This is a genomic window from Nostoc sp. ChiQUE01b (genome assembly GCF_034531255.1).
Classification (GTDB): Bacteria; Cyanobacteriota; Cyanobacteriia; order Cyanobacteriales; family Nostocaceae; genus Nostoc.
Genome location: NZ_JAVRBM010000072.1, coordinates 17,077 through 39,007, shown reverse-complemented (window position 1 = coordinate 39,007; position 21,931 = coordinate 17,077). Strand labels below are relative to the sequence as shown.

17 protein-coding genes are annotated in these 21,931 nt (G+C 41.0%); 14 read left to right on the top strand and 3 right to left on the bottom strand.

The genetic code is table 11. The features are described from left to right. Positions 1 to 40: 40 nt before the first annotated feature. On the bottom strand, positions 41 to 667 hold the full coding sequence (locus tag RMY63_RS31940; RefSeq protein ID WP_094353317.1) for a primosomal protein: 627 nt from the start codon (positions 665 to 667) through the stop codon (positions 41 to 43). A gap of 306 nt (positions 668 to 973) precedes the next feature. Between RMY63_RS31940 and RMY63_RS31935 the strand changes: the two genes are divergently transcribed. From RMY63_RS31935 to RMY63_RS31890, 10 genes are all read left to right on the top strand, one after another. Beyond that, entirely contained in the window at positions 974 to 2,659 is a 1,686-nt protein-coding gene (locus RMY63_RS31935; RefSeq protein ID WP_322732545.1) for an ATP-binding protein, read from the top strand. Positions 2,660 to 2,748: 89 nt separating this feature from the next. Next, a complete protein-coding gene (locus tag RMY63_RS31930; RefSeq protein ID WP_322732544.1) occupies positions 2,749 to 3,534 on the top strand; it encodes a ParA family protein in 786 nt (261 codons plus the stop codon). Beyond that, complete coding sequence (locus tag RMY63_RS31925) at positions 3,534 to 4,652, top strand: ParB/RepB/Spo0J family partition protein (protein ID WP_322732543.1); 1,119 nt, start codon at positions 3,534 to 3,536, stop codon at positions 4,650 to 4,652. The genes RMY63_RS31930 and RMY63_RS31925 overlap by 1 nt, the downstream gene beginning before the upstream one ends. A gap of 328 nt (positions 4,653 to 4,980) precedes the next feature. Further along, positions 4,981 to 5,385, top strand: coding sequence for a DUF1304 domain-containing protein (locus RMY63_RS31920; RefSeq protein ID WP_322732542.1), 405 nt, complete (start codon positions 4,981 to 4,983; stop codon positions 5,383 to 5,385). A 94-nt stretch (positions 5,386 to 5,479) separates the two neighbouring features. After that, positions 5,480 to 6,244 carry an alpha/beta hydrolase gene (locus tag RMY63_RS31915; RefSeq protein ID WP_322732541.1) on the top strand — a complete coding sequence of 255 codons (765 nt, stop codon included), beginning with the start codon at positions 5,480 to 5,482 and terminating at the stop codon, positions 6,242 to 6,244. A gap of 41 nt (positions 6,245 to 6,285) precedes the next feature. Continuing rightward, positions 6,286 to 12,717, top strand: a complete 6,432-nt coding sequence (locus RMY63_RS31910) for a hypothetical protein (protein ID WP_322732540.1) — start codon at positions 6,286 to 6,288, stop codon at positions 12,715 to 12,717. Between the two features lie 12 nt (positions 12,718 to 12,729). Further along, positions 12,730 to 12,924, top strand: coding sequence for a hypothetical protein (locus tag RMY63_RS31905; RefSeq protein WP_322732539.1), 195 nt, complete (start codon positions 12,730 to 12,732; stop codon positions 12,922 to 12,924). A gap of 41 nt (positions 12,925 to 12,965) precedes the next feature. Continuing rightward, on the top strand, positions 12,966 to 13,523 hold the full coding sequence (locus RMY63_RS31900) for a hypothetical protein (RefSeq protein WP_322732538.1): 558 nt from the start codon (positions 12,966 to 12,968) through the stop codon (positions 13,521 to 13,523). 153 nt (positions 13,524 to 13,676) lie between these two features. Beyond that, a complete protein-coding gene (locus RMY63_RS31895; protein ID WP_322732537.1) occupies positions 13,677 to 13,889 on the top strand; it encodes a hypothetical protein in 213 nt (70 codons plus the stop codon). Positions 13,890 to 14,204: 315 nt separating this feature from the next. Further along, the gene (locus RMY63_RS31890; protein ID WP_322732536.1) at positions 14,205 to 14,861 is read left to right on the top strand and encodes an alanine-zipper protein; all 657 of its coding nucleotides are present in this window, start codon (positions 14,205 to 14,207) and stop codon (positions 14,859 to 14,861) included. 347 nt (positions 14,862 to 15,208) lie between these two features. Here the strand turns inward: RMY63_RS31890 and RMY63_RS31885 are convergent, their stop codons facing one another. Then, positions 15,209 to 15,583 (bottom strand): XRE family transcriptional regulator, encoded by a 375-nt coding sequence (locus RMY63_RS31885; protein ID WP_322732535.1) that lies wholly within the window; start codon positions 15,581 to 15,583, stop codon positions 15,209 to 15,211. 371 nt (positions 15,584 to 15,954) lie between these two features. On the opposite strand from RMY63_RS31885, the gene RMY63_RS31880 reads away from it, so the two are divergent. The 3 genes from RMY63_RS31880 to RMY63_RS31870 are packed head-to-tail and all read left to right on the top strand — an operon-like array spanning position 15,955 to position 18,873. Beyond that, positions 15,955 to 16,755, top strand: a complete 801-nt coding sequence (locus RMY63_RS31880) for a MarR family transcriptional regulator (RefSeq protein WP_322732534.1) — start codon at positions 15,955 to 15,957, stop codon at positions 16,753 to 16,755. Continuing rightward, positions 16,752 to 18,107, top strand: a complete 1,356-nt coding sequence (gene dnaB / locus RMY63_RS31875; protein ID WP_322732533.1) for a replicative DNA helicase — start codon at positions 16,752 to 16,754, stop codon at positions 18,105 to 18,107. Before RMY63_RS31880 ends, dnaB begins: the two co-directional genes overlap by 4 nt. Continuing rightward, entirely contained in the window at positions 18,070 to 18,873 is an 804-nt protein-coding gene (locus tag RMY63_RS31870; protein ID WP_322732532.1) for a hypothetical protein, read from the top strand. Before dnaB ends, RMY63_RS31870 begins: the two co-directional genes overlap by 38 nt. A gap of 228 nt (positions 18,874 to 19,101) precedes the next feature. Here RMY63_RS31870 and RMY63_RS31865 read toward each other — a convergent pair whose 3' ends face one another. Then, positions 19,102 to 19,278, bottom strand: a complete 177-nt coding sequence (locus RMY63_RS31865) for a hypothetical protein (protein WP_322732531.1) — start codon at positions 19,276 to 19,278, stop codon at positions 19,102 to 19,104. A 19-nt stretch (positions 19,279 to 19,297) separates the two neighbouring features. On the opposite strand from RMY63_RS31865, the gene RMY63_RS31860 reads away from it, so the two are divergent. Then, positions 19,298 to 21,640 (top strand): hypothetical protein, encoded by a 2,343-nt coding sequence (locus RMY63_RS31860; protein ID WP_322732530.1) that lies wholly within the window; start codon positions 19,298 to 19,300, stop codon positions 21,638 to 21,640. Positions 21,641 to 21,931: the final 291 nt, after the last annotated feature.

Below are 21,931 nucleotides of genomic sequence, written 5' to 3'. Positions count from 1 at the left end.
GTTATTATTCTGTCAATTACTGAGAATAAATCAGAATTATTTACTCGTCTTCATCTTCTTCATCTAATTCGTCATCTTCGTCTAAATCTTCGTCTAGTTCATCTTCGATATCTTCCTCATCTTCATCCAGGTCTTCGTCCAGTTCGTCATCTAAATCGTCAAGTTCTTCCTCTTCTTGTTCTTGGAAAGAATTACGACGTTCCAGAGATGCGCGGTTGAATTCCACTAAATCTGCTATTGCTTGCTCTGGGTCAGTGCTGATAGTGTCGTACAGCATACTCATGAAAATTGCCACTACTTCTGGTGCATATTTGAGTGCATCTGGTTGTCCAAACAATTTAGTAAATAATTTGGTATTCCATTTTTGCCAATCAAACTTTTTGTTACCACCTTTCTTTTTGACTTGGGCTGCAATATCAAGTCCGAGTTTTTCACGGGCTGCATGACCGATTTTTGTGGAAACACGGGAATCGCGTAGTTGTAATTTAACGCCGTATTCCTTGAAGATTAGGTTCCGCAATTCCTTCAACAATGCTAATGCCTCTTCTTGTGGTGAAGCATTCGCTACCTTTGATTTAGTTGTAGCGGATGTGCCATTGGTTTTGGCAGATGTTTTAGCATTAGCTGCGTTGCGATTGTTATTGGTTCTAGCTTTAGCGATAGCCATTTTACAGCTTCCTTTAATGAAGTAAATTTTTCACCTCCTTGCCGCAATCGCGGCTTTCACATCCATTTCATTTCAATTTCAAACCTATTTTTTTAGATGATCCGGAATTTTGGCGGAGTAGTTTCTGAAATTGACGCTGTGCTAGAGGCGATCGCTCTTTTTCATCAAAATCCTCACGCTGTGTAAGCCGTGGGGTTTCTGACGTAAAAAATATAGCCAACCCGTTAGTGATAATTATCCGCGTGGCTAAAGCATCAGTAAGAAATTTGCTCTAAAAGGGGAAAGTAAGTTGTTGAAGTCAAGTTTATGAAATTGATAACAGACTGGCCTGCTCTGGCTGACCAAAATACTCCAATTGTGGCTGTGGAGTATCATACGCCTGACAGAATGCAGATATTACAGCAGTTTTATTATTGGGGTGAAGAGCGTAATTTGTCAGTCTTTGTCTGGAATCCTGGTTACTGTGGACTACAGCAATTAATTCAGCATCAAAGTCAGTACATCTTACAGTCAACTGACAGGGGTAAAGATGGGGACATTATTCAGTATCTTTTGGAGGAATATCAACCAGGTATTTATTTACTGGAGGGAATGCTAAATGAGGGTGATGCTAGCAAAATAAGTCAAAAATGTAGCTATCAATTACTCAATGCCTGTCATCAAGCTCTCTGGAGTCAGCAACATCATTACTGGGTGTTATTGGAAACTTACGTTCAACTATCTCTAGAATTACAGCCTTTTATTCCTGTACTGTCAAATCCACTACCAGACCAACAGCAGGTGCAGGTGGTTGTGCAGCAGTTTTGTGATACCTGGGTTGAGCATAGCCATTATCACCTTCAAAACTGTGCAGAGTGCGATAGCGAAGCGCTGCTGCGTTCGCGTAGCGTCTCGCAGAGAAGCGCAGATCGCTTACGCCCCACCATACCTCATCACCATTCTTGGTTAAAGACAACAGAAAAAACATCAGCACTGCAATTGCTCTTTCGTGCCTGTCAGGGTTTACCCATAGGCGAGATCAATATGCTACTACAGCAATGTCTAGGTTTTGCAGAGCAGCTTGAGGAAATCGCCCAATTAGTGCTAGAGCATAAAGTTAGCAAACTGCGGGGTCGGGGTTTAGAATATATTGCTCAACCGGATGTACCTTCAGCCGGGGGATTAGATTTGTTGGAGAAAAGGTTGGAAACTATTACCTGTCTACTTCAACCTAAAGCAAAGCAATATGGATTGAAGTTTCCCACTGGGATGCTCTTATGGGGGCCACCGGGTACTGGTAAAAGTCTCTCTGCCAAGTTAGCAGCTAAGAAAATGGGATTGCCACTGTTAGCAGCTAATTGGGGTGTACTACTGGGCGATCGTCATCCCGACAGAGCATTAAAGGAGTTTATTGCTTTGGTCACTTCCCTTGCTCCCTGTGTACTTTATTGGGATGACTTTGATAAAGGCTTTGCCGGTTGGGACTCCAATGCAGATGGAGGTGTGGCACGGCGGCTATCTGCGGCTTTACTAACTTGGATGCAAGAGCATCAAGAGCCAGTTTATACCATTGCTACTGTCAATCGCTTGTCAATGCTACCTGCGGAATTAGTTCGCCGTTTTGATGATATCTTTTTTGTGGATTTACCCCATGAAGGGGCAAGATATGAAGTTTTCAATCTACATCTAGCTAAGTATTTTCCAGCGTTTCGAGACAATAACTCACCTTGGAGCGATGATCAATGGCGTAGACTGTTGGCTGAATATCGCATTTGCAGTCCGGCAGAAATTGGTAATGCAGTCCGTCGTTGTGCTGAGGAGGCTTTTTATCAAGGCAGACCTGGGGAAATTGAGTTTGAGGATTTGCTGAAACAGCGACAAGAATTCACACCAGCTATGGAAAGAGAGTCAGAACAGATACAGGCAATTCGCAATCAGGCTATTTATGCTAAACCTGTGGCTAGTCTAGATGTTTCTCGATTTGCTTATCAGCACCAAGAGTTATTTGGGTGAGTCGAATGTAATTTTGGAAATTCAGTTTGTGTCGGATTTTAAAATCCGACAAACAATTGATATACTGCAACTAAGTTTGAGTAATTTTTATGAAACAGATAGTTCTCGCACTCCTGGCTAATGCTGGTGGAGTAGGTAAGTCTACCATTAGCACACATATTGCCTATGAAGTAAGTAAGCGGGGTTATACAGTAGCTATGTTAGATTTAGACCCCCAACGTTCATTGGATGTGTTTTGTGGTTTGTCTCCAGCCGAAGCAAACTTAACTACAGTAGAGTTACTGTCTAAGGATTTTAAAGGTGATTGGTCATTAGTACCAGTTTGGGATTCCAAAGTTGAGGTGTATCAAGGACATCCCTTGTTGGCTGAAATAGCTAATGAACTAGTTATCAGAAAACGTGGAGAATACAGTCTAGCCGACAAATTAAATAAATATTCATTACCTCATAACTTAATTATCTTAGACTGTCCTGCAACTTTGGGTATGCTAAATGTCAATGCTTTAGCTGCTGCTACTCATGTTTTAGTTCCAGTACAGTTAGAGATGAAAGCTATTTCTGGTTCGGCAGAGTTAGTTGAATGGTGTATTTCCACAAGTGACGAGTTACAACTTGAACCACGTCCACCAATTTTAGGGTTTGTTCCTAGTATGTATAACACAGTTGTAGCTATGCACAGGCAATATCTGGCACAGTTACCTGCAATTGCTGAGAGATTAGGGATAAAGTTATATCCAAAAATTCGGAGTTCTAACGAGTTTAAAAATGCTAGTGCCTATGGATTACCATTACACAAGTATCGTCCCAAGCATCCTGCTTGCAAAGATTTCAAATTAATTGTTGATGATGTCATTGCATTAATTAAGGAAAAATAATGGCAAAAGCATTACCGCAAATAGGCGATAAATTTAAAGGGGCAGTACAGAAAACCGATCAAGAACAAAAAATTACGGATTTACAAGCTGAAGTAGAAAGGTTACGTGCTTTACAATCACCAGAATTAGAGACAGAAATCGCCAAACTGCGCGAACAATTGCAAACGCAAACAGGTGAGATTGCTATTGATACGGGTTTAATTGACCCTAACCCTAACCAGCCAAGACAAACAATTACACAAGAGTCTATTCAGGCAAAAGCGAGATTACTAAAAAAACATGGGCAGATTACACCAGTAATTTTAGTGACTCAAGATAACGGTCGTTATATGCTCTTGGACGGACAGTTACGTTGGTCAGGAGCGAAGCTATTAGGATGGGAGACTATTCGGGCATTAATCGTACCTCAGCCACAGGATTTAGACCAATCATCGTTATTGACTTTTTTAGGTTTTGAAGATTTAAATCCACTCGATAAGGCAGAAGCAATATTTAAAGAGATCACCAAATCAACTGGTTTAGAATTGGATGAGGTTGCTACAACTCTTGGTGCTGTACTTAAGCGGCTTGAACGTAATAATCAAGTTAAGGAATTAACAAAATTATTAACTGCTAGTAGTGAGGAACAACAACAAGGTTTAGAAGTACTGGATATTAATAACGAGGAGCAAGCTTTATTTTTAGTGTTCTTAGAATTTGGGTTGAATCCTGCTTCTGTTAAGTCCAATCTTTTACCAATGTTATCTTTGCCAGAAGATTTAAAAAAAGCAATTCGTCATCAAGAACTGAAAGGCGCTCACGCATTGGCATTAACAACATTGTCATCAAAAATATTGAAAATTTCTGAACAAGAGGCTGCTATAGAACGAATAAAAGCAACAGAACAGGTATTAAAAGAAAGTTTAACTGTACCTGAGACACGCGATTTAATTAAGGGTATTAAAGCTAAGTATTTAACATCAGAACAATCAGAATCGAAAGAAGTAAAAGTAATTATTCAAAAAATCACTAGTGGATTATCTGAGATAACTTTAGCTAATGCTAGTCGTGAACAACTTCAATCTTTACAAGAAATATTAGAACAGAAATTAAATGAAATTGGTAAGTTAATCGGATAAAACTTTTTTCTTATTTAGAGTATGGTAGCTGCTCAACCTGGTTGCCTTGGCGATGAATCAATTTATCAAACTTACCTGGTCTTAGTTCATTAGACATACATGGAATAGTTTGACGAATACCTTAAAGCAAAATATTGTCATAAATCTTACCAATCTGTAATCTTACAAATCTGTTAATATATGTTGGTATAAAAGTATAAGATGCCCTGTATAACTGAGGTTGACTACTTAGAATTAGCAACTGAGAGTCGGACAAGACACCAAACTTAAAAGCTTGAAACCCTTATAGACTATATGCTTATCAAACTAATCCCTCTGGGAAAATTACATGAAGTTTCTAAGTATTCCTAAGTATTGGATCAACTTTTGTCTTGTTTGGGCTGTGGTTGCTCATCTGCTTTTCCTAGTAGCTGAGATGTTTTTGTGGCAAACCTCTTTCATGCAAGAAATATTGCTTGGAGGTTTCACAACCGCGCAGAAAGCCGAAATCCTTGCCCACAATGTAGGTCTTTACAATGGCTTTCTCAGTGCTGGTGCGCTCTGGGGATTACTAGCGATGAATCCTAAGATACCAAAAGTCAAGCCTGCGGTCTTTATTCTAGTGTGTGCATTTATCGCAGGAATCTACGGCAGCATTAGCTTAGGACGCCCAACAGCTTTTCTAATTCAGTCATTGCCAGGCATTATTGCTCTACCACTCATCTGGTTGAATAACGATGAGGAAGAGCAATGAATTAACTCAGCGAAATCAGCCAGCTTGAAATTTGAAGAGCTATCTCTGAGTTTCAAACGAGTTCTTGTCTGCTTTCCACTATTAAGGAGTTTGTATGACGGAAGCTACGGTTGGGAACCTCAGTATTCACTATGAGATAAAGGGTAGTGGTCATCCCCTACTAATGATCATGGGTCTGAGCTTCAGTCTCATGGACTGGGGAGATGAGTTCCCTGATGAACTTGCGAAGCACTATCAGGTGATTCTCTTTGATAATCGAGATGCTGGGCAAACAACAAGTCGCTCAGTAGAGAATTACACGATCGCTGATCTGGCAGACGATGCAGCAGGTTTGTTAGAAGAATTGGGAATAAAGCAAGCTCATGTCTTTGGTGTAAGCATGGGTGGCATGGTTGCTCAGCAATTTGCTCTGAGACATGCTGCGAAGCTCAATAAATTAGTATTAGGCTGCACAATGGCAGGTAGTGCCTGTAGTATTCCAGCCAATCTTACAAGTCTGGTTGGAGGAAGCCTTCTGGATTTCCTATTTACGCCGTCATATCTGGCAGATCCAGATAATAAGAAAAAAGCACAAGAATTTTTGGCAAAAACTTCTCTCTTTCACAGTAAGGAAGATGGTTTTGTGCGGCAGATGCAAGCGATCGCCAGTCATGACACATGTAATGCACTGCAAGACATCAAAGCTCCGACACTGGTAATTACTGGAGATAGCGATGTAGCGATGCCACCTGGAAATAGTGATGTTTTGGCACAGAAAATTTCAGGTGCACAACTTGCAACGATTAAAGGTGCTGCTCATGGGTTTGTTTACAGTCATGCGGTTGAGACAGCAGATGCATTAATTAAATTTTTGCTTTGACTATTTATTAAATAAAGAGAATTGAAAATAAGGTGTCAGTCATGGAACTAATAAATATTTTTTCCGAAGCCATTAAAAAAGGAAGTAGCAACTCACAAAAAGAAGTTAAGCGTGATTTAGCTTCCCTGCTGACATTGGTTAGCGATCCCAACAGTTTCTCAAGCCAGGTTGAGACATTGTTAACAGGTGATACTCTATCGTTAACTTTGTTAAACGAAATTCAAACTTTATCACAAGCATCCCCTGCACCTAAATTTGGACCCGTGCTAGCTACAGAAGCAGGTGCTGCGGAGCGGCTTGCTCTATGTGTGGAACTTCGTCTGAACACATGGGAAACAGAAGTTAAAAATTTTGTTGAAAATTCTAATACCAATCTGTTAGAGATATTTAACGTTGCTAGGCAAACACAGGATTATTTAGATGAGACTACTCTAAATGGGCTTCGTTGGGCGCGGGAAGTTATACCTGCTTTTCTACAGAAAATTCTAGAAAACTCATCAACTTTATCAGACCTAACTGTTGCTTCGACTGGGGGTAATCTTCCAGCAGACTGGGGAAGTGTACAAACTTGGATAGAGCGCTGGACTACATTTCGGGTAAAATCTCCTCAAACTAACCCTGGAGGAGACGGCTTTTTTGAGTCTCAACATTCCGGTTACCAACCTGCGGCAATTCATCCTTTAACATTAAGGGTTTTAAGACCATCATTCATAAACCAACTAGATGGAGGAGGTTCTCAGGAAGAGGTTCAAGCTTTTTGCAAGTGGTTAGTGGAGCGCGTATTTGATGGAGCGCTATTAACTGACATAAAGCTAGAATCAGTTTTCGCTTCAGGTTCATTGATTTTAGCTTTAGCCCAACAACAAGGTGTGGTTATTCTAGAAGATGGGCAATTAAATGTCCCACTAACCGCTGCTTTTTGGGGAGATTTAAGCGAAAGAGTTCTTAAAACTATTGTTAACAATAGCCAAAACATAAAGGGTGTTCCTTCCTTCTGGAAAAAGGCACAAGTTAAAACTCGCCAGATACTCTACTCTTGCCCAGAATGGCATTCCACCCCTTTGGTAATTAATTTAAGAAATCGGGCTTCTAAGCTCTTAGCAGAGGAACTGGAAAGCCTTAAATTAGTGATTTTGAGAGAGGATTCAAAAGTTACTGAGGAAAAGTTTGCTCCAAAAGCAGAACTGTTTTCTCAAAATATCTTGCCAGAGCTTCGCCCTGAAAAGCCCATTAATACTGATATAACTATCGCCCCAGATAGACAAGACTATTTCAAAAAACTAGATACCTTTAATAATCAAATCACCAATATTAGTAGTTTTGATTCAATCATTCAAGAGATTGCTACTAACGCTAAGAAAAGAAGAGTTGCCTTTGAACAACGGCTAGCAAGTCCTTTGGCAGAGCCTACCCTACCAGCATTGACTGCTTTCAGTTTTGAGCAGCCCGATCGCCTGAATTTGGCTTTAGCAACCTACCTACGTCAACAAATTTCTCAACTCTCGTTAGATTCCAAGTTAGTTCGCTCTGGTAATTTGATTCAAGAATCCCTTGCGAACCAACCCGCTTGGATAGATGCAATCAACCAAACAGGGACGACCGATGAGCAAGTATTATCTAATTGGTCTAAGTTAGGCATCTGGGATGGCTTACGGGGAAGACTTGCCCAACTAAATAATCAGGGAGATCGCAATAATGAGGGAGATGTCAACGTGACTCAATATTTGAGTCAGCAGCTACCCGACTGGCTCCAGAATATTGATCCCCCTACAGGTTTAGATTTGAATGCAATTCGACCAACCTTAGCAGAGTTGGCACATCTGGGAGTAAGCCTTCAGGATAAAACTTATCAGACACTTACTGATCGACTTGAGGATCTCTTAAATCGTGATAGTCTTGATGCTGCACTCAAAGCTCTCTTGGCTGCCATGCGGTTGGAGTTGGGGCTAACAGCGATCGCTGTTGGAACTGTTCCTAGTCAAGCCTTTAAGCAATTTGAGTCACCCAGCAAGGAACGTTTTGAAGAATTTGCAGGCTGGATTCAGCGAGCAACAGAGTCCAACAATGCATGGGAGTCTTGTGCTGGAATGAATGCGTTGATTTTGTTAGCGCGTTTGTCTGAAGGGACAGGAGATCTGTTTATTAACAGTGCTATTCGGACAGCTATGCCGCCGGGATCTCGTGCTTCAAGTTTAGTGTCTCAATCAGTTGAAAAACTATTCTCTGTTGGTACGACCAGTAAAGGATCGGGTTTGCCTCTGGCCTTTGCCGCTTTTGACTTAATGAGATATACGCGAGAAGCCGTATTGTCTATTGCTCCAGACAATAATAGTTCTATTCCTGTTTGGGCACCACAGCCAATTTCAGAGTTTCTCGACAAACTCACAACACGATTGGGCACGGCAACTCGGACTACGCTCCAAACAATGCTAGCAGAAGGCGGAATTGGACTGAAAATACTTTTGTTGTCGTTGCTTCAGATAAAACTAGACGAGTTGAACTGGGAACAGCAATTGATTGTGCAACCCCTACGTCGCAATGCTTTGGGTAAAGAAGCTAACCTCAAACATAATGTGATACTCAAACAGGTAGACGATTTGCAAAAAGCAGTACGGTTCGTCTTCTGTCGAGAACAACTCTTGCTCAACGAGTTGCCTGAAGCATTAAGTGAGATTAAACCTTGGTGGCAAACTCGTTATTGGCTGACTTCAGCAGAATCTCTTAAAAATGGACAACTAAACCCAATTGGAACAGTTAGTCCCACATTAGGCTCAAATCTCGAACAACAAGTTATTCCCTCTGAAATTCAGACTCTTCTGGGGGGGCTATCTGCACAAGCGACGGTTAGCTCAGTGCTGAAGCGGCAACGTTGGTTGATTACCGATTTGCAAACGGATGGAACCAATGAAACTTATCTAATTGAACAAAACAACACCGCAGATAATTTATTAATTTATCAAATTAAGACTCCCTTTTTATTGATTAATTGGACAGCATCCTATCCAAACAATATTGAGGCGAATTTGCTCAACATAGCTGCTAACTTGGAAGCAACGGTTCCTGTGGTGTCTGAAAATAATCCACAGGATATTGATGGGCGTTATGAAGGAGAATTTCCCGACCTGAGTTGGAAAGAAACCACGGATAATTTGCAAAAGGCCGTTGATCGACTCAAAGAAATTGAAGAAAAATATGAAACTGCTTTGAAAGAGCAGATCGCCGGGAGTCGTGCTGATGAAATTAGCAACCTGCTCAAACAACCTTTGCTACTGAACACAGCCGATTATCGAGAACAAATTGTGGCAGCGATCGCTGAGGTTCGAGAAGCCGAGGCGGATTTAGAAGTGGCGGAGTTTGAATCTTTAGCCACTCAATTTGAAGTTTTTGCCAACCAAATGCTTTATGAAGCGGCGGAGGTAGAAGTTGAACGTCAAAGTGTTCTTGTAGAGGTCAGCAAACTAGATGAGGAGATTGCCAAGCTAGAACGAGATGCTGAAGGAATTCGTGAACGCCAAGTTAAAGGCGAAATTGACATTAAAGAGAGAGATGTAGAGATTGCCAAAACGGTTCGAGACAAAGCTCTTAAGGAATCAGAAAAAGTCAAAATAGCTAGAAAGGCTATTGTCAGAGAAATCGACTTGTTGAAGAGTTTGCTTGAAAAGCCGACTAAAGTCACGATCAATGGTACTGAAATAACTGCCAAAGGACAGATTGGGGCAATGGCTTACAAGGTAGAAGCAACCTTGATCAAGCAGCTAAATGAGAATTTAGAAACAGCCAGAGCAGAAGTCAAAAAAGCTCAAGATGCAGAGGCAGAGCGTAAAAAAAGAGAGAAACGTCGGAAGCTGGTTACTGGCATCTGCCGCTTTGTCGGGGCAGTTGTTGGAGCAATTTATGGTGGTCCTGCTGGAGCAGCACTAGGTGCAGAAATAGGAGGTGCGATTGGTGAACTAGCTAATGGCGTTATTGAAAATAAAGCGCCAGAAGAAATTTTAGTCGGCTTAATTGATAATGGGTTTGCGATTGCTCAAGCTGCTGGAGTCGATCTCGAAAAAGAGTTAAATACATTAGGGTCAAAAGGAGTAGATCAGCTTAACCAATTTTTTAATCAATTGGATTCTAGCTTAGAGCCTCTGCTCGACAGCCTACCGAAGATTTTGGATGAACAACTGGTTAAAGATGCGATCGTTGTTCTCGATCTTCAAGAAATTCCTGTACTTACTGGACTCTTAGAAAAATCCTATGGTGATCTGAAGAAAGATATCCCCAACTTAGGTCAACTAGGGACGACTCTTAAAGCAATTCAGTATGATAGTCCTCGCGATTTTCTTAACCATCTTAGCGATAACTTATTTAATAATACTAAGGGTAACATTGAAGAAATCAAAGCCCTCAGTCAGGCGATCGGCAAGAAAGTAGAAGACTTGCAAACTGAAGAAGGACTCAAAGAAGCTGCTGAACGTTTTGCGAAACTAGTAATTACCAAAGTTGGACAAGAAGCAGCCAATTTCCGCCAAGATGCGATCGCCATCTGGATTCGTAACAAGCGAGACAAACAGCAGTGGTGGAATGAAGTTGTACAGAAAGAAGCAGACAACTTGGTTAAAGAACTGTTTCCTGATGTTCAAAGTCAAGCGGAAGTCATGGCAAATTTAGAGTCTTCTTTACTCAATCCAGAAATTATTCGAGGTGAACTTCAGGTTCACCTCGATCCGTGGCAGAAAGAATTAGACAGACGAATCGAGGAAATTACTGCTGTTGACAAAAATGCATCTCCGCCTCAATCTGCCGTTGCTGCTGCCCAGCAAAGCGTGACATATCTCCAAACTTGTATTTATCAATTCAACAATAGCTTATTGCCTTGGTTGAAAGGAGATGGCAATACGCAACGCGACGAACTGTTGCTCAAATTGAATGATTTACAGACTCAGAAACTGCCTAATAATGATATTGATCTTAAGATAAAGCAACTTGATGTAACCACTGCACAGTTGAGCGAAGCCAATGCCAAAGCAGCTCTAGAAAATATGGAGAAAGAGTTAGAGCGTGTAGGGTTACTTTATAAAGCTGCGGATCTTGGAGTATCGAAAGCTACCCTGTTAAATAAAGTGGCTAATTTAGCAAAACTGAGAGCAACAAATCTTCAAGGTGCTCAAGAAAACTCCCTCAAAGCTTCAGAGAAACGGCAGCTTGGTGCCCAAGCTAAAGTAAAATCAGCACAATTTAACTTAGAAGCGAAGAAAGCCCTATCGCAAGCGGTAATGCGTCGAGGTGCTGAAGCCAGTCGTATTCGAGGTACTTTAAGCCAACCTGCACTGCAATTGCCTAATTTAGCTGCAAATGCAACCAATCGCCTGCGTGTAGACTATGTAGATGTGCTCAAGCAGGCCTCTAGAGCCTATCGAGAATTGCTCAGATACTACTATGCTGCATATAGCGTTGTAGATCCTTCACTGCAAAAGATACCTGTTCTGCTTAGAGATGGCTCTTGGTTTAATAACTTCACCAAATGGCATCAGGCTATTGGGGATAAATTTAGTTCACCTCAAGCTCCCTCTCAAGCTTCAGATAGCTTTGAATGGGATTTAACTCCTCAGCAAATAAAATCTTTGTTTACTTCTGAAGGATTTAAATTAATCATTGCACCTCATGTTGAAGAAAAACCCATCTTATTTAGTGTCCCTCAGGAATGGCAGATTTATCTCGATCAGCTTAATCGTCTTAACGAAAACATCGGGAATGATGAAAAGAATTTGATTGAACAATTGTGGAGACCTGGATTCAATAAGTTATGGATTCAAGAGTTTCGTAAAAATGGCATTACAATCTCTGATCTAGTTTCTATTACTACTGAAGATACCACGAAGAACTGGCGAATAAAGGACTTAGAAACAAAGCCGATAGAAATTTCTTTTCTTCCAGTAGGCAGCGCACTCACAGTGAAATGGGATATTCAAAAGTCTATTAGTTATTCTGTAATAAAAGATGCTGATAGACTATTTATAACCTTAAGAAATTCCCCTGAAGATTTGGGTCAATCCGACTTTAATGATCGCCACTTTAAAAGTATTGATAAATTTGAAGCTGGAACTGGTCGTATTGCTGCAATTTTCTTAACTGGTCAAGTTCGGAATAGCACACAATTTTTAAAGGAAACTGACTATGCAATTCAGGTGTCTCATTTAGGAGATATTTGGACAATTGATTCAGGTACTAAGATTAAAGTTCAACTAAGGAAGCAGCGGAATCTACAAGACCAGAGGGATTTCTTTATTCCTCTTGGAACTGATCTAATAGCTCGGTTAAATGGAGAAAAGAACTTTTTTGATGGACAAGGCGATCCCGATATTTTTGGAGTACAAGGAAATCCACTTTCAGGAACAACTGTAATCAAACTTAAACCCAAAGGGGGAGCGGCTCCAGCATTTGAGAACCTGAAATTACAAGTTCTCTACACATTTTGGACAATATAAAGGAGTAAGTTAATGTCGCTAATGCTTGACGATCTCGCTGAAAAAGTTGCTGCTCTTGAGCAAGAAATTAAACAATATCGACAAGATACTCTTGAGCTTGAAGTACAAGTTTCGAGTGACAATAAAAGTCACCCTCCTATCGGGGCAATCATTGTTATTGAATTTCGTGGGGAGGTGACGAGACTTGACCAATCAACCATACTTTAGTTGGATTTATTAAAGTAGCGTAATAGCAAGGAACAAGAAGAATGGCATTAACACTTGACCAATTATCGGATTTGGTAGAAACTCTACAGAAAAAAGTAGAGACGCTTGAAACAGATGTCAAGCAATATCGACAGGATATTCTTGAACTTGAGCAACAATTATCTCAATCAATTACAACCCAAAAGCTAGTTGTAGCAGGCGATGCTCAAATTTCTGGTCGAAATGTTCTAGCAGATGGGCAATTGATTGATACTCATGAGCAACGACTCAGTTCTCATGACAATACTCTCAATGCTCATGAACTAAGGCTAAACTCTCATGATGGCACTCTCAATGCTCATGAAGGAAGGCTAAACTCTCATGATGGCACTCTCAGTAGTCATGGAACAGACATAATTTCTGCTCAAGGAACAGCTAATCAAGCTAACAGTCTTGCAAATTCAGTAAATACCAGAACTCGTAGTGTGTCCACGAGAGATGATGATACAACTGAGATTCATATGCGCGATAGCGTCATGATATTTCACTTTAATGACAACGCAATACGAGTCGTTAAAAACTCAGATTCAAATCATCCAGTGTTTAAGATAGACGCTTAAGATAGACAGATGCTGAATATTATATAGCCTCTAGAATCCTTCCCTAATTTCTAATCTGGAAGCTTTGATTCTGGCTCTTCTAGAATTAGAAGTAGGGATTCAGGCAGGCTCTCGAAGCTCAATTTAGATGACTTATCAGCAAGATGAACTTTAATGATCGGAGTTGTTGACGTGAATATTGATGATGAACTGAGATCGCTCCGAAAGCTTGCATGGACTTGGACTAAACGCTGCGATAATATCACGCCCACTAAATTCCAGGGTAATGAGTGTGATCCAGCTAAGGGTGGGAATTCTGGAGTGGAGATTCTGTGCTGTTCAGTGCAATTATTCACTACAGTAGAGAAGACTGGGCAGGTGAATTAGTACGGGATTAGCAAGATAGTGATGGGTGCATAGCCCCCACTTCGGCTTGCCGAAAGCACTCCTCATTCGACATCAAACCCCATCTTAGTAAACTCCCAAACTACGGTAACGAAAAATTGGCTACCTTCAGCAGTGAGCAATCCGGAAATGTTTTCTACAATAATTTCCCATTTCGGTTAAACTTCGCGAAGGATTGTAAAGAATTCCCCAAACAGATGCTATAGCAGAAAAATATATAGTGAAACTTAAAGTTAAAAGTTTTCCTGAAGAAGAAGCATAAAGTTTAAATTTTCTTGTACCCAGAAGGAACAAATTATGTCATTAACACTTGAACAATTATCGGATCTGGTAGATAGCTTACAAAAGGATCTAGTAGAAACACAGAAGAAGGTAGAGACGCTTGAAACAGAAGTCAAGCAATATCGACAGGATATTCTTGAACTTGAGCAACAATTATCACAATCAATTACAACCCAAAAGCTAGTTGTCACTGAGGATGCTCAAATTTCTGGTCGAAATGTCCTAGCAGATGGGCAATTAATTGATACTCATGAGCAAAGACTCAGTTCTCATGACGCTACTCTCAATGCTCATGATGGAAGGTTAAACTCCCATGACAGTACCCTTAATGCTCATGAAGGAAGGCTAAACTCTCATGATGGCACTCTCAGTAGTCATGGAACAGACATAATTTCTGCTCAAAGCACTGCTAATAGTGCGGTCAGTCTGGCAAATACTGCACAAGGCACTGCTAATAGTGCGGTCAGTCTGGCAAATACTGCACAAGGCACTGCTAATAGTGCTCTAAATCTTGCACGGCAAGTGAATCAGAGAACAATTGCAATAACATATGATGATTCTAAGAAGACTACTCGGATTACCGTACCAAACGGTGATTCTATGAATTTCTTTTCAAATGGCACTATAGAAATCAAAGGTAACAGTAATAATCAACGCTGGGTGTGCCCTTAAGCGACAAATTATGAAAGTGAATTCTTAGAAGATGCTGAAAAAGAAAGTAGGATAATTTTTGATATTGGCGTAGCTAATGTAAATACTGACGATCAATTGAGATTACTCCGTAAACTTGTCTGGACTTGCACTAAGCGCTGTGATGGTATTACCCCTACCAAATTCCAAGGCAATGAGTATGATCTAGCTAAAGGTGGGGGTTCTGGAGTGGAGATTCTGTGCTGTTCAGTGCAATTATTCACTACAGTGGAGAAGACTAGGCGGGTGAATTAGTACGGCGATCGCAATGCGTTGATGGGCGTATGTGGCATCCCTTATGTTCATTAATATCATGGGATTGCTATGGATCATACTGCTGATGAGATCAATTCACTTGTCCCAGTAGTTTTGCGATCTTCTAGGAAAGAATGGGCAATTAAATTGATGATTTCAACTCTTTCTACAGCAGAGGCCGTAGATACAAGCTTTTGCAGGCTTACACCTGGCTTTGCCCCAAGCAGCTGAGACAAATACCACTCCCGTGCTTCTATGGGAACAGCCCCTAACAATGCTAGAAACTTTCTAGTTCCCAAGTCAGCCTTTCCCTTACGAAATCGGGAAATTAGCACCTCTGAAACTCCAGCTTGCTTGGCTACAACCTTTGCCGAAAGGTTGAACCTATCAAACATCTCGTCAAATAGTTGCTGGTAAAGAGAAGTTTCCTCTGTTACAAAATTTTGCATTGCTAGCTAATTATAGGATTAGTTAGTTGATATAGTATGCGATATTTAGAGAGAACTCTATTAGGATTTTTAAAGTTATGGATAATTCAATGATAACAAGGGACTTACTCTTTTCAAATTAAGCCAACAGCAGTTCTGACTGAAAACATAAGATTAGCTTTTCTTCAGTAGAGCAGAACTTCGGCTAATACTTGCTTTGGCGACACTTTTGAGGGCGCAAGTTAAGAGAATTTCGGCATACATCAAGTAACGCCTGAAGTTGCTAATCGCTTTGCTCTCTATTGCTGTGTGTCAAATGGCTGGTATTTAAAAAGTTAGCCCTTGTCTGGGGGGACAGGGGCTGGAAATTTTTCTTGCTTATTAAGGTGATTATGACACAGAACAGTTCAAAAATTCAAGGTAAGTTTTACCCACTCCAGCACGAGGAATGGCTGAAAGCCTGCCGAGAATTAACGCCAGCACAGAGAGATGTGCTGTACTACATTCGCACTCTCGACCCTTATGGCGACGGGGTTGAGTTGTCTGTCTCCGGGATAGCTAGACAACTATCAACAGAGAATAAAGTAGTACATCGCTCTACAGTTAGCCGGGCTCTCAAAGCTTTAGATGACAAGGGATTCATTGACCTTGAACTACTGAAAGTCAAAGTCAAAATTTTAGCTGGGGGGCTTCATTGTTGCGATGAGACAACAGTGTTGCCTACAGACAACACTGTTGCCTCACCGCAACAAGCGCGATCGCTACGCAACAAGCGTGATCATGACGCAACAAGCGCGATCGCTACGCAACAACCGAGTTCTGAAAGCCCTACCCAGAGCCAATCTTCAACTCCTAAGACTTATAAGACTTATTCAGACTTTATTAAGACTCTCTCGGAAGAGGAGCGAGCGAATTTTTGGAAATTTTGTGAGGAAAAAACCAAAAATCTTAGCCAGCCAGTGAATGACATTGAGGCTTGGTTAGCTCACAAGAACAAAGCTGGAAGAAATCGCTGGGAGGTTTATTACGAAAAATATCTGGCATCAATTCAGGTACAAGCCAAAAAAACTGAAACAAAAAATGCTCGAGACGAATTCCGTCGAGAACTTGAAGAACGGCAGCGACAGGCTCAAAGAGCTTGGGAAGAGTCGCAAAACAAAAATCACAATCGCACTAATGGAGGTGTAACGTGATTGATAAACTGCCACCCCAAAACATCGAAGCGGAAGAGGCGATTTTAGGCGGTATCATGCTCGATCCAGAAGCAATCGGTAGGGTGAGCGATCGCCTAATTCCCGAAGCCTTTTACATTAGCGCCCATAAAGATATCTATCAAGCCGTGCAGCGCCTGCATTGCTCTGGTAAACCCACTGATTTACTCACAGTTACAGCTTGGCTTACTGACCACGATTTGCTAGTCCGTATCGGCGGGAGAAATAAATTAGCAACTCTGGTAGACCGCACAGTGTCAGCTGTCAACATTGACGCTTTAGCCGAGTTGGTAATGGACAAATTCGTGCGTAGACAGTTAATCAAGGCTGGAAATGAAATTGTACATCTGGGTTACGAGACAGAAACTGAGTTACCACATATTCTTGACCAATCAGAACAGAAAGTTTTCCAATTATCTAATCAAACCCTATCTTCAAACACTGAACATAACAGCACGATTAACGTTGCTGCTTACGAGGATTTAAATTCAGGAAACCCCATTTACCCTACAGGACTTCATGAACTGGATAATTTGATGGTGGGATTTGAAAGTGGCACACTCACAATAGTTGCGGGTAGGCCATCAATGGGAAAGTCGCAGATCGCCTTGTTTTTGGCTTTCCAAATGATACTGTTCCATGAGCTACCTGTGGTCATCTTCTCCTTGGAGATGACAAAGAAACAATTGGAGTACAGGCTGTGGAGTTTAATTAGTGTTACCAACACCTATAAGCATTTAGAGTTAACGCCGCTAAAAAGCGATCGCATCCGCAGACATCGCTCAGGTAATAAACCCCTAGCAGACTGGGAATTTACAAGCATTGCCAAAATCGTCGGTGTTGCTTCAGAATTACCGCTGTACATGAATGACTCAAGGGGTATCACCGTTTCACAAATTGCGTCAGAATGCCGTCAAATTAAGGCTAAAGAGGGAAAACTGGGGCTAGTTGTAGTTGATTACCTGCAAATGATGGCAGAGGACTCTGGAGGCAACCGCAGCTATGAACTAGGAGATGTAGCCAGGGGACTTTACAAAATGGCAGGGGAACTTGATGTACCCGTGTTAGCACTGTCGCAAATCTCTAGGGGAGTTGAGGGCAGACAGAATAAGCGCCCAATGATGAGCGACCTCAGCCAGTCAGGAATTTTAGAAATGGTGGCAGACAATATTATTCTCGCTTACCGCGATGAGTACTACAACCCAGACACTACAGACCCAGGAATATTAGAGCTAATCATGGCCAAAGCACGGCACGGTGAAACAGGTACAGCAACGGTGTTTTTTGACAAGTCTTATGGAATTATACAGAATTTGCGCTCCGGAAATATCTGAGTCCTCAAACTGCTGTCGAAACCATCCGCCTCCTGTATCGGAACTTTTACTGGGGGGTATTGATAATAGCCCTAGTAAAAACTCTGAACAAATAGAGATATCCCCCAGTAAAGACAACCCTAGTAAAAAGCCTGGACAAATAGAGATATCCCCTAGTAAAGACAACCCTAGTAAAAAGCGCAGAAATTGGGGTGAGGGTAATGGCACTATTCATTGGCGCACCATTACTAGGGGTGGAAAGGACTACCCCCAGGCTTACTATCATTGGCAGGAAAAAGGTAGAAAGAAGACCAAGTACATTCCTAAGCAAATACTTGGGGATATTCAAGAAGCAGAGTTCAAGAAGCGCCCAATTAGAGAAATTTTGACATTACTGGGTGTTGTGCCTAGCCCTAGTAAAAACACATTACTGGGGGATATCGAAAATAGCCCTAGTAACGATGTCGAACAGTCAGAAATACCCCCCAGTAAAGATAACCCTAGTAACAATGTCGAACAGTCAGAAATACCCCCCAGTAAAAATAACCCTAGTAAAACTAGACGACACAAAGGATTAGGTAGTGGCTCCATTCAGTGGAAAACCATCACCCTTCACGGCAAAGATTATCCCCAAGCTTGGTATCACTATGAGTTTTGGAAGGATGGCGATCGCCTCCTTAAAAAGTGCAAGTATATTCCAAAACGACTATTAGAGAGAATAGAGAAGCTAGAAGCAGATAAAGCCCCAGTTAGAGAAATTTTGTCAGTATTGCGTGTAAAATTCTAGAAAAACCATTACCTTAGAAAAGCCGCGATCGCTAATGAAAGCGAACTCTTAACTCTTAAAACTAGGTCGCCTACAATTCCACTCGCTTTCAACCTACCTTGCGATACAAGGATTATTTTTAATTTCTCTTGACGATATTCCACAGGTATCTAACACTAACGCTCCATTATGCGGTACTAGGAAGCTAACGACGTTTCAAGAGATTTTGGATTATTTCCAAAAAATATTTCAAGCCTTCAGTTTGACGAATGCATAACCCCAAATTTTCATCCAGATGTCGTTGGCAGTGGTTACAGCGATGAGTTCTTCAGGAGAAAGATTTTGGATTATCCCCAAAAAATATTTCAAGCCTTCAGTTAGATGAGTGCATAACCCTAAATTTTCATCCAGATGGATAAGCAACAAACAAAAATCATCAAAAACTATGACTCTGAATAACACGGTGCAAGATTATCTCAAAACGATTGAGGCTGAATCTTCAGGAATTACTTGTCCTGCTTGTGGCTCAATTTTGGGCATGAAAAGACAAGGTAGTACTGAAATGGTATTGACAGAAAATGCTCGGCTGGAGTTAGATGGCTATTTGGCAAGCTATCGGCGCTTTCTAGAAAAACTGGAAATGCTCTTAGCACAGCGCAATGTCGATTATAAAGCCTACCCAGGTAACTATCCTTTTGCGAGAGAAATAGCTCACTATCGTCGCAATAGTGATTCCGTGGAGTTAGAAAGGGGTGGGGTTTACAAGGGAATTGTTGCTGAATCAGTGATTGATAAGTTAATTAAAGAAATAGACTTTTTTCAATGGATTGAACACTTCTACCCTTTTCCCAGAAGAACAGAACAGCAAAATCAAACATCATCAGATGCACAGTTAATCTTTAATAAAACTAAAGATATCTTAATAGGAGGATTAGAACCAAGGTCTATCGCTGGACCATTAATGGATTTAATCTTTGACCAAAGGTATGTTGCAATTTGGCGAGAAAAAATAATTTCTTATAATGCTGAACAAACATTTGATGAATTGTTGAATGAGATTTGTCCTGCTATTTATTGGTACTTAAATCTCCTGCGAGATATGAACCAACAATCAATTTCTACTCGGCAAGCAACTAATCAAAAAAATACTCAAGATGCGTCTGTAGAAGAAGGGATTACTAGGGTAAAGTTTATTTTGGCTATTATGCTAGGGCATAGAAGTCAAGAAGCTGGTGTTTTCTTTGAAGATATATTTATCTCGAAGGATGTACCTTTTACACTACCCAGAAAAACTGTAGTTTCTCCACAATATTTACAAAAGATACTTCGTTCTGAACCAGTGTTAGGAAATCCTAAAATCGGGTTCAGTCAAAATCTACTGCAAAAGCTAAGGCAGGAACTGAAGCCAATGCAGGAGATTACTGATAATAATGAGCAACCTGATTTAGAGAATGTATATTTATTGCTGAAAGATGAAATCCACAAGTTTGTCCATTTTACTTGTGCTGCTCGCGTTAGTGAGAAACCAAATGCAAGTAATCAGCAAAAGGGCACACCAGAAGTTATGGCGGAAAAAACCTGTGGTTGGTATCCCAAGCCAGAAGAAACACACTCTGTCATTTTGTTGGGAAGTCCAGGCACAGCAAAGTCATCTGTGATGCTAACTGGAGTCACGACTTTTTATGATAATGTTGCGGCTTTGGGGGCAACCATTTCGTTTGAATCTCCAGAAGACGAAGCAATGATGAAACGTTTGAGCGATGACTATTGGGTTGGAAAAATGCCAAAGCCGACAGTAAAAGGTTCGCAAACGACCATCAAGCTATCTGTGGAATTTCCAGAAAAGGGCTATCCTCGCACCAACTTTGTGTTCACGGATATACCGGGGGAGACGATGGCTAAAAGCTTGACATCCGAAGGTTCCGACCCTGCGGTGTTGAGAATCCTCAAAAATGCTGAAACAATTATTTTCTTCTTTGATATCTCCATTGAGCCTTCGATTCGTAAAAAGCTCACGGAAGAAAATGACGGTACGTGGCAAGTGGTTCAAGAGAACTACGATCGCGTGCGTAAAAGTCGGGCTTTAGATGCAAATGCAGAATCACGAGCAGAAGTCAGTCAACTGCAACTTTTACAGAAGCTGATTCAAGATTTGCAAGTACAAAGAGGTAAGGAAAGCTTAAAAAATGACATCAACTTTATTTGCGTAATTCCCAAAATAGATTTGTTTGCCAATGAGACAAATAGCCAACGCTACTTTTTCTCCAGTTTCCTCAAAGAACTACAGGAGAAAGATATCTTAGTTCCCTCTAATCGTAGTAGAGGTGATGATTCTTTTGCGGGTTTGCGATCGCTCGGTGGTACGTCAGTCAGACTTCTTGATGGTGCATCTAATTCATCGACGAATGGTAATGGTTACAGCAGAGTCCGCGAACAAAAGGAAATTGGCAGATGGATTTCTGACCGGACGCTACACTATCTGGGAAATATTGGTAATGCGTTGAGTGAAGACACTGCAAAGCCTATCAAAGACTCTCTGAAAGGAACTTTGGAAATTGGCTTGATTGCCACGCTACACCATGAATTTGGTCAGGAAAAGGTATATTTATTGCCTGTTTCTGCTCAGGGTAAAGACAGCGAATCCTTAGATTTAGGAGAACCACCTAATCAAAAACTCTCAGAGTATGTGTTTATTTTACCTGTGATTTTATCAGTGAACGATACTCAGTCAGTAAATACATCACAGACTCCTGAACAACCTTTTAGACTAGAAAGATCTTGGAGATAAGCTGAACCTTGCTTAAACCCATATCATCCTGATTTCTAGCCATTAACTATCTGAGATGTGAAAGCGATCGCACCTCTGGTTTCTAGCCTAGTTAAATGCTTAGACGCTGGCTTGCCAGAGGCATCGCTTTTTCTTATGCAATAAAGATAAGCAAAGATTTTTACCAACTCACCTGCATAATTTACTGTTTCTTTCCAGATAAACGGATGACATAGTTACTTTTTTAACATTAACTCTGTTCATTGAACAAAAGTCTTATCAATAAGGCTACAGAGTTCGGCTGAAGACAAT

Coding starts and splice junctions, on each gene's coding strand:
- RMY63_RS31935 (WP_322732545.1), top strand. CDS start 974: ATGAAATTGATAACAGACTGGCCTGCTCTGGCTGACCAAAATACTCCA.
- RMY63_RS31940 (WP_094353317.1), bottom strand. CDS start 667: ATGGCTATCGCTAAAGCTAGAACCAATAACAATCGCAACGCAGCTAAT.
- RMY63_RS31885 (WP_322732535.1), bottom strand. CDS start 15,583: ATGCAAAATTTTGTAACAGAGGAAACTTCTCTTTACCAGCAACTATTT.
- RMY63_RS31905 (WP_322732539.1), top strand. CDS start 12,730: ATGTCGCTAATGCTTGACGATCTCGCTGAAAAAGTTGCTGCTCTTGAG.
- RMY63_RS31890 (WP_322732536.1), top strand. CDS start 14,205: ATGTCATTAACACTTGAACAATTATCGGATCTGGTAGATAGCTTACAA.
- RMY63_RS31915 (WP_322732541.1), top strand. CDS start 5,480: ATGACGGAAGCTACGGTTGGGAACCTCAGTATTCACTATGAGATAAAG.
- RMY63_RS31910 (WP_322732540.1), top strand. CDS start 6,286: ATGGAACTAATAAATATTTTTTCCGAAGCCATTAAAAAAGGAAGTAGC.
- RMY63_RS31920 (WP_322732542.1), top strand. CDS start 4,981: ATGAAGTTTCTAAGTATTCCTAAGTATTGGATCAACTTTTGTCTTGTT.
- RMY63_RS31880 (WP_322732534.1), top strand. CDS start 15,955: ATGACACAGAACAGTTCAAAAATTCAAGGTAAGTTTTACCCACTCCAG.
- RMY63_RS31870 (WP_322732532.1), top strand. CDS start 18,070: ATGGAATTATACAGAATTTGCGCTCCGGAAATATCTGAGTCCTCAAAC.
- RMY63_RS31900 (WP_322732538.1), top strand. CDS start 12,966: ATGGCATTAACACTTGACCAATTATCGGATTTGGTAGAAACTCTACAG.
- RMY63_RS31895 (WP_322732537.1), top strand. CDS start 13,677: ATGATCGGAGTTGTTGACGTGAATATTGATGATGAACTGAGATCGCTC.
- RMY63_RS31925 (WP_322732543.1), top strand. CDS start 3,534: ATGGCAAAAGCATTACCGCAAATAGGCGATAAATTTAAAGGGGCAGTA.
- RMY63_RS31930 (WP_322732544.1), top strand. CDS start 2,749: ATGAAACAGATAGTTCTCGCACTCCTGGCTAATGCTGGTGGAGTAGGT.
- RMY63_RS31860 (WP_322732530.1), top strand. CDS start 19,298: ATGACTCTGAATAACACGGTGCAAGATTATCTCAAAACGATTGAGGCT.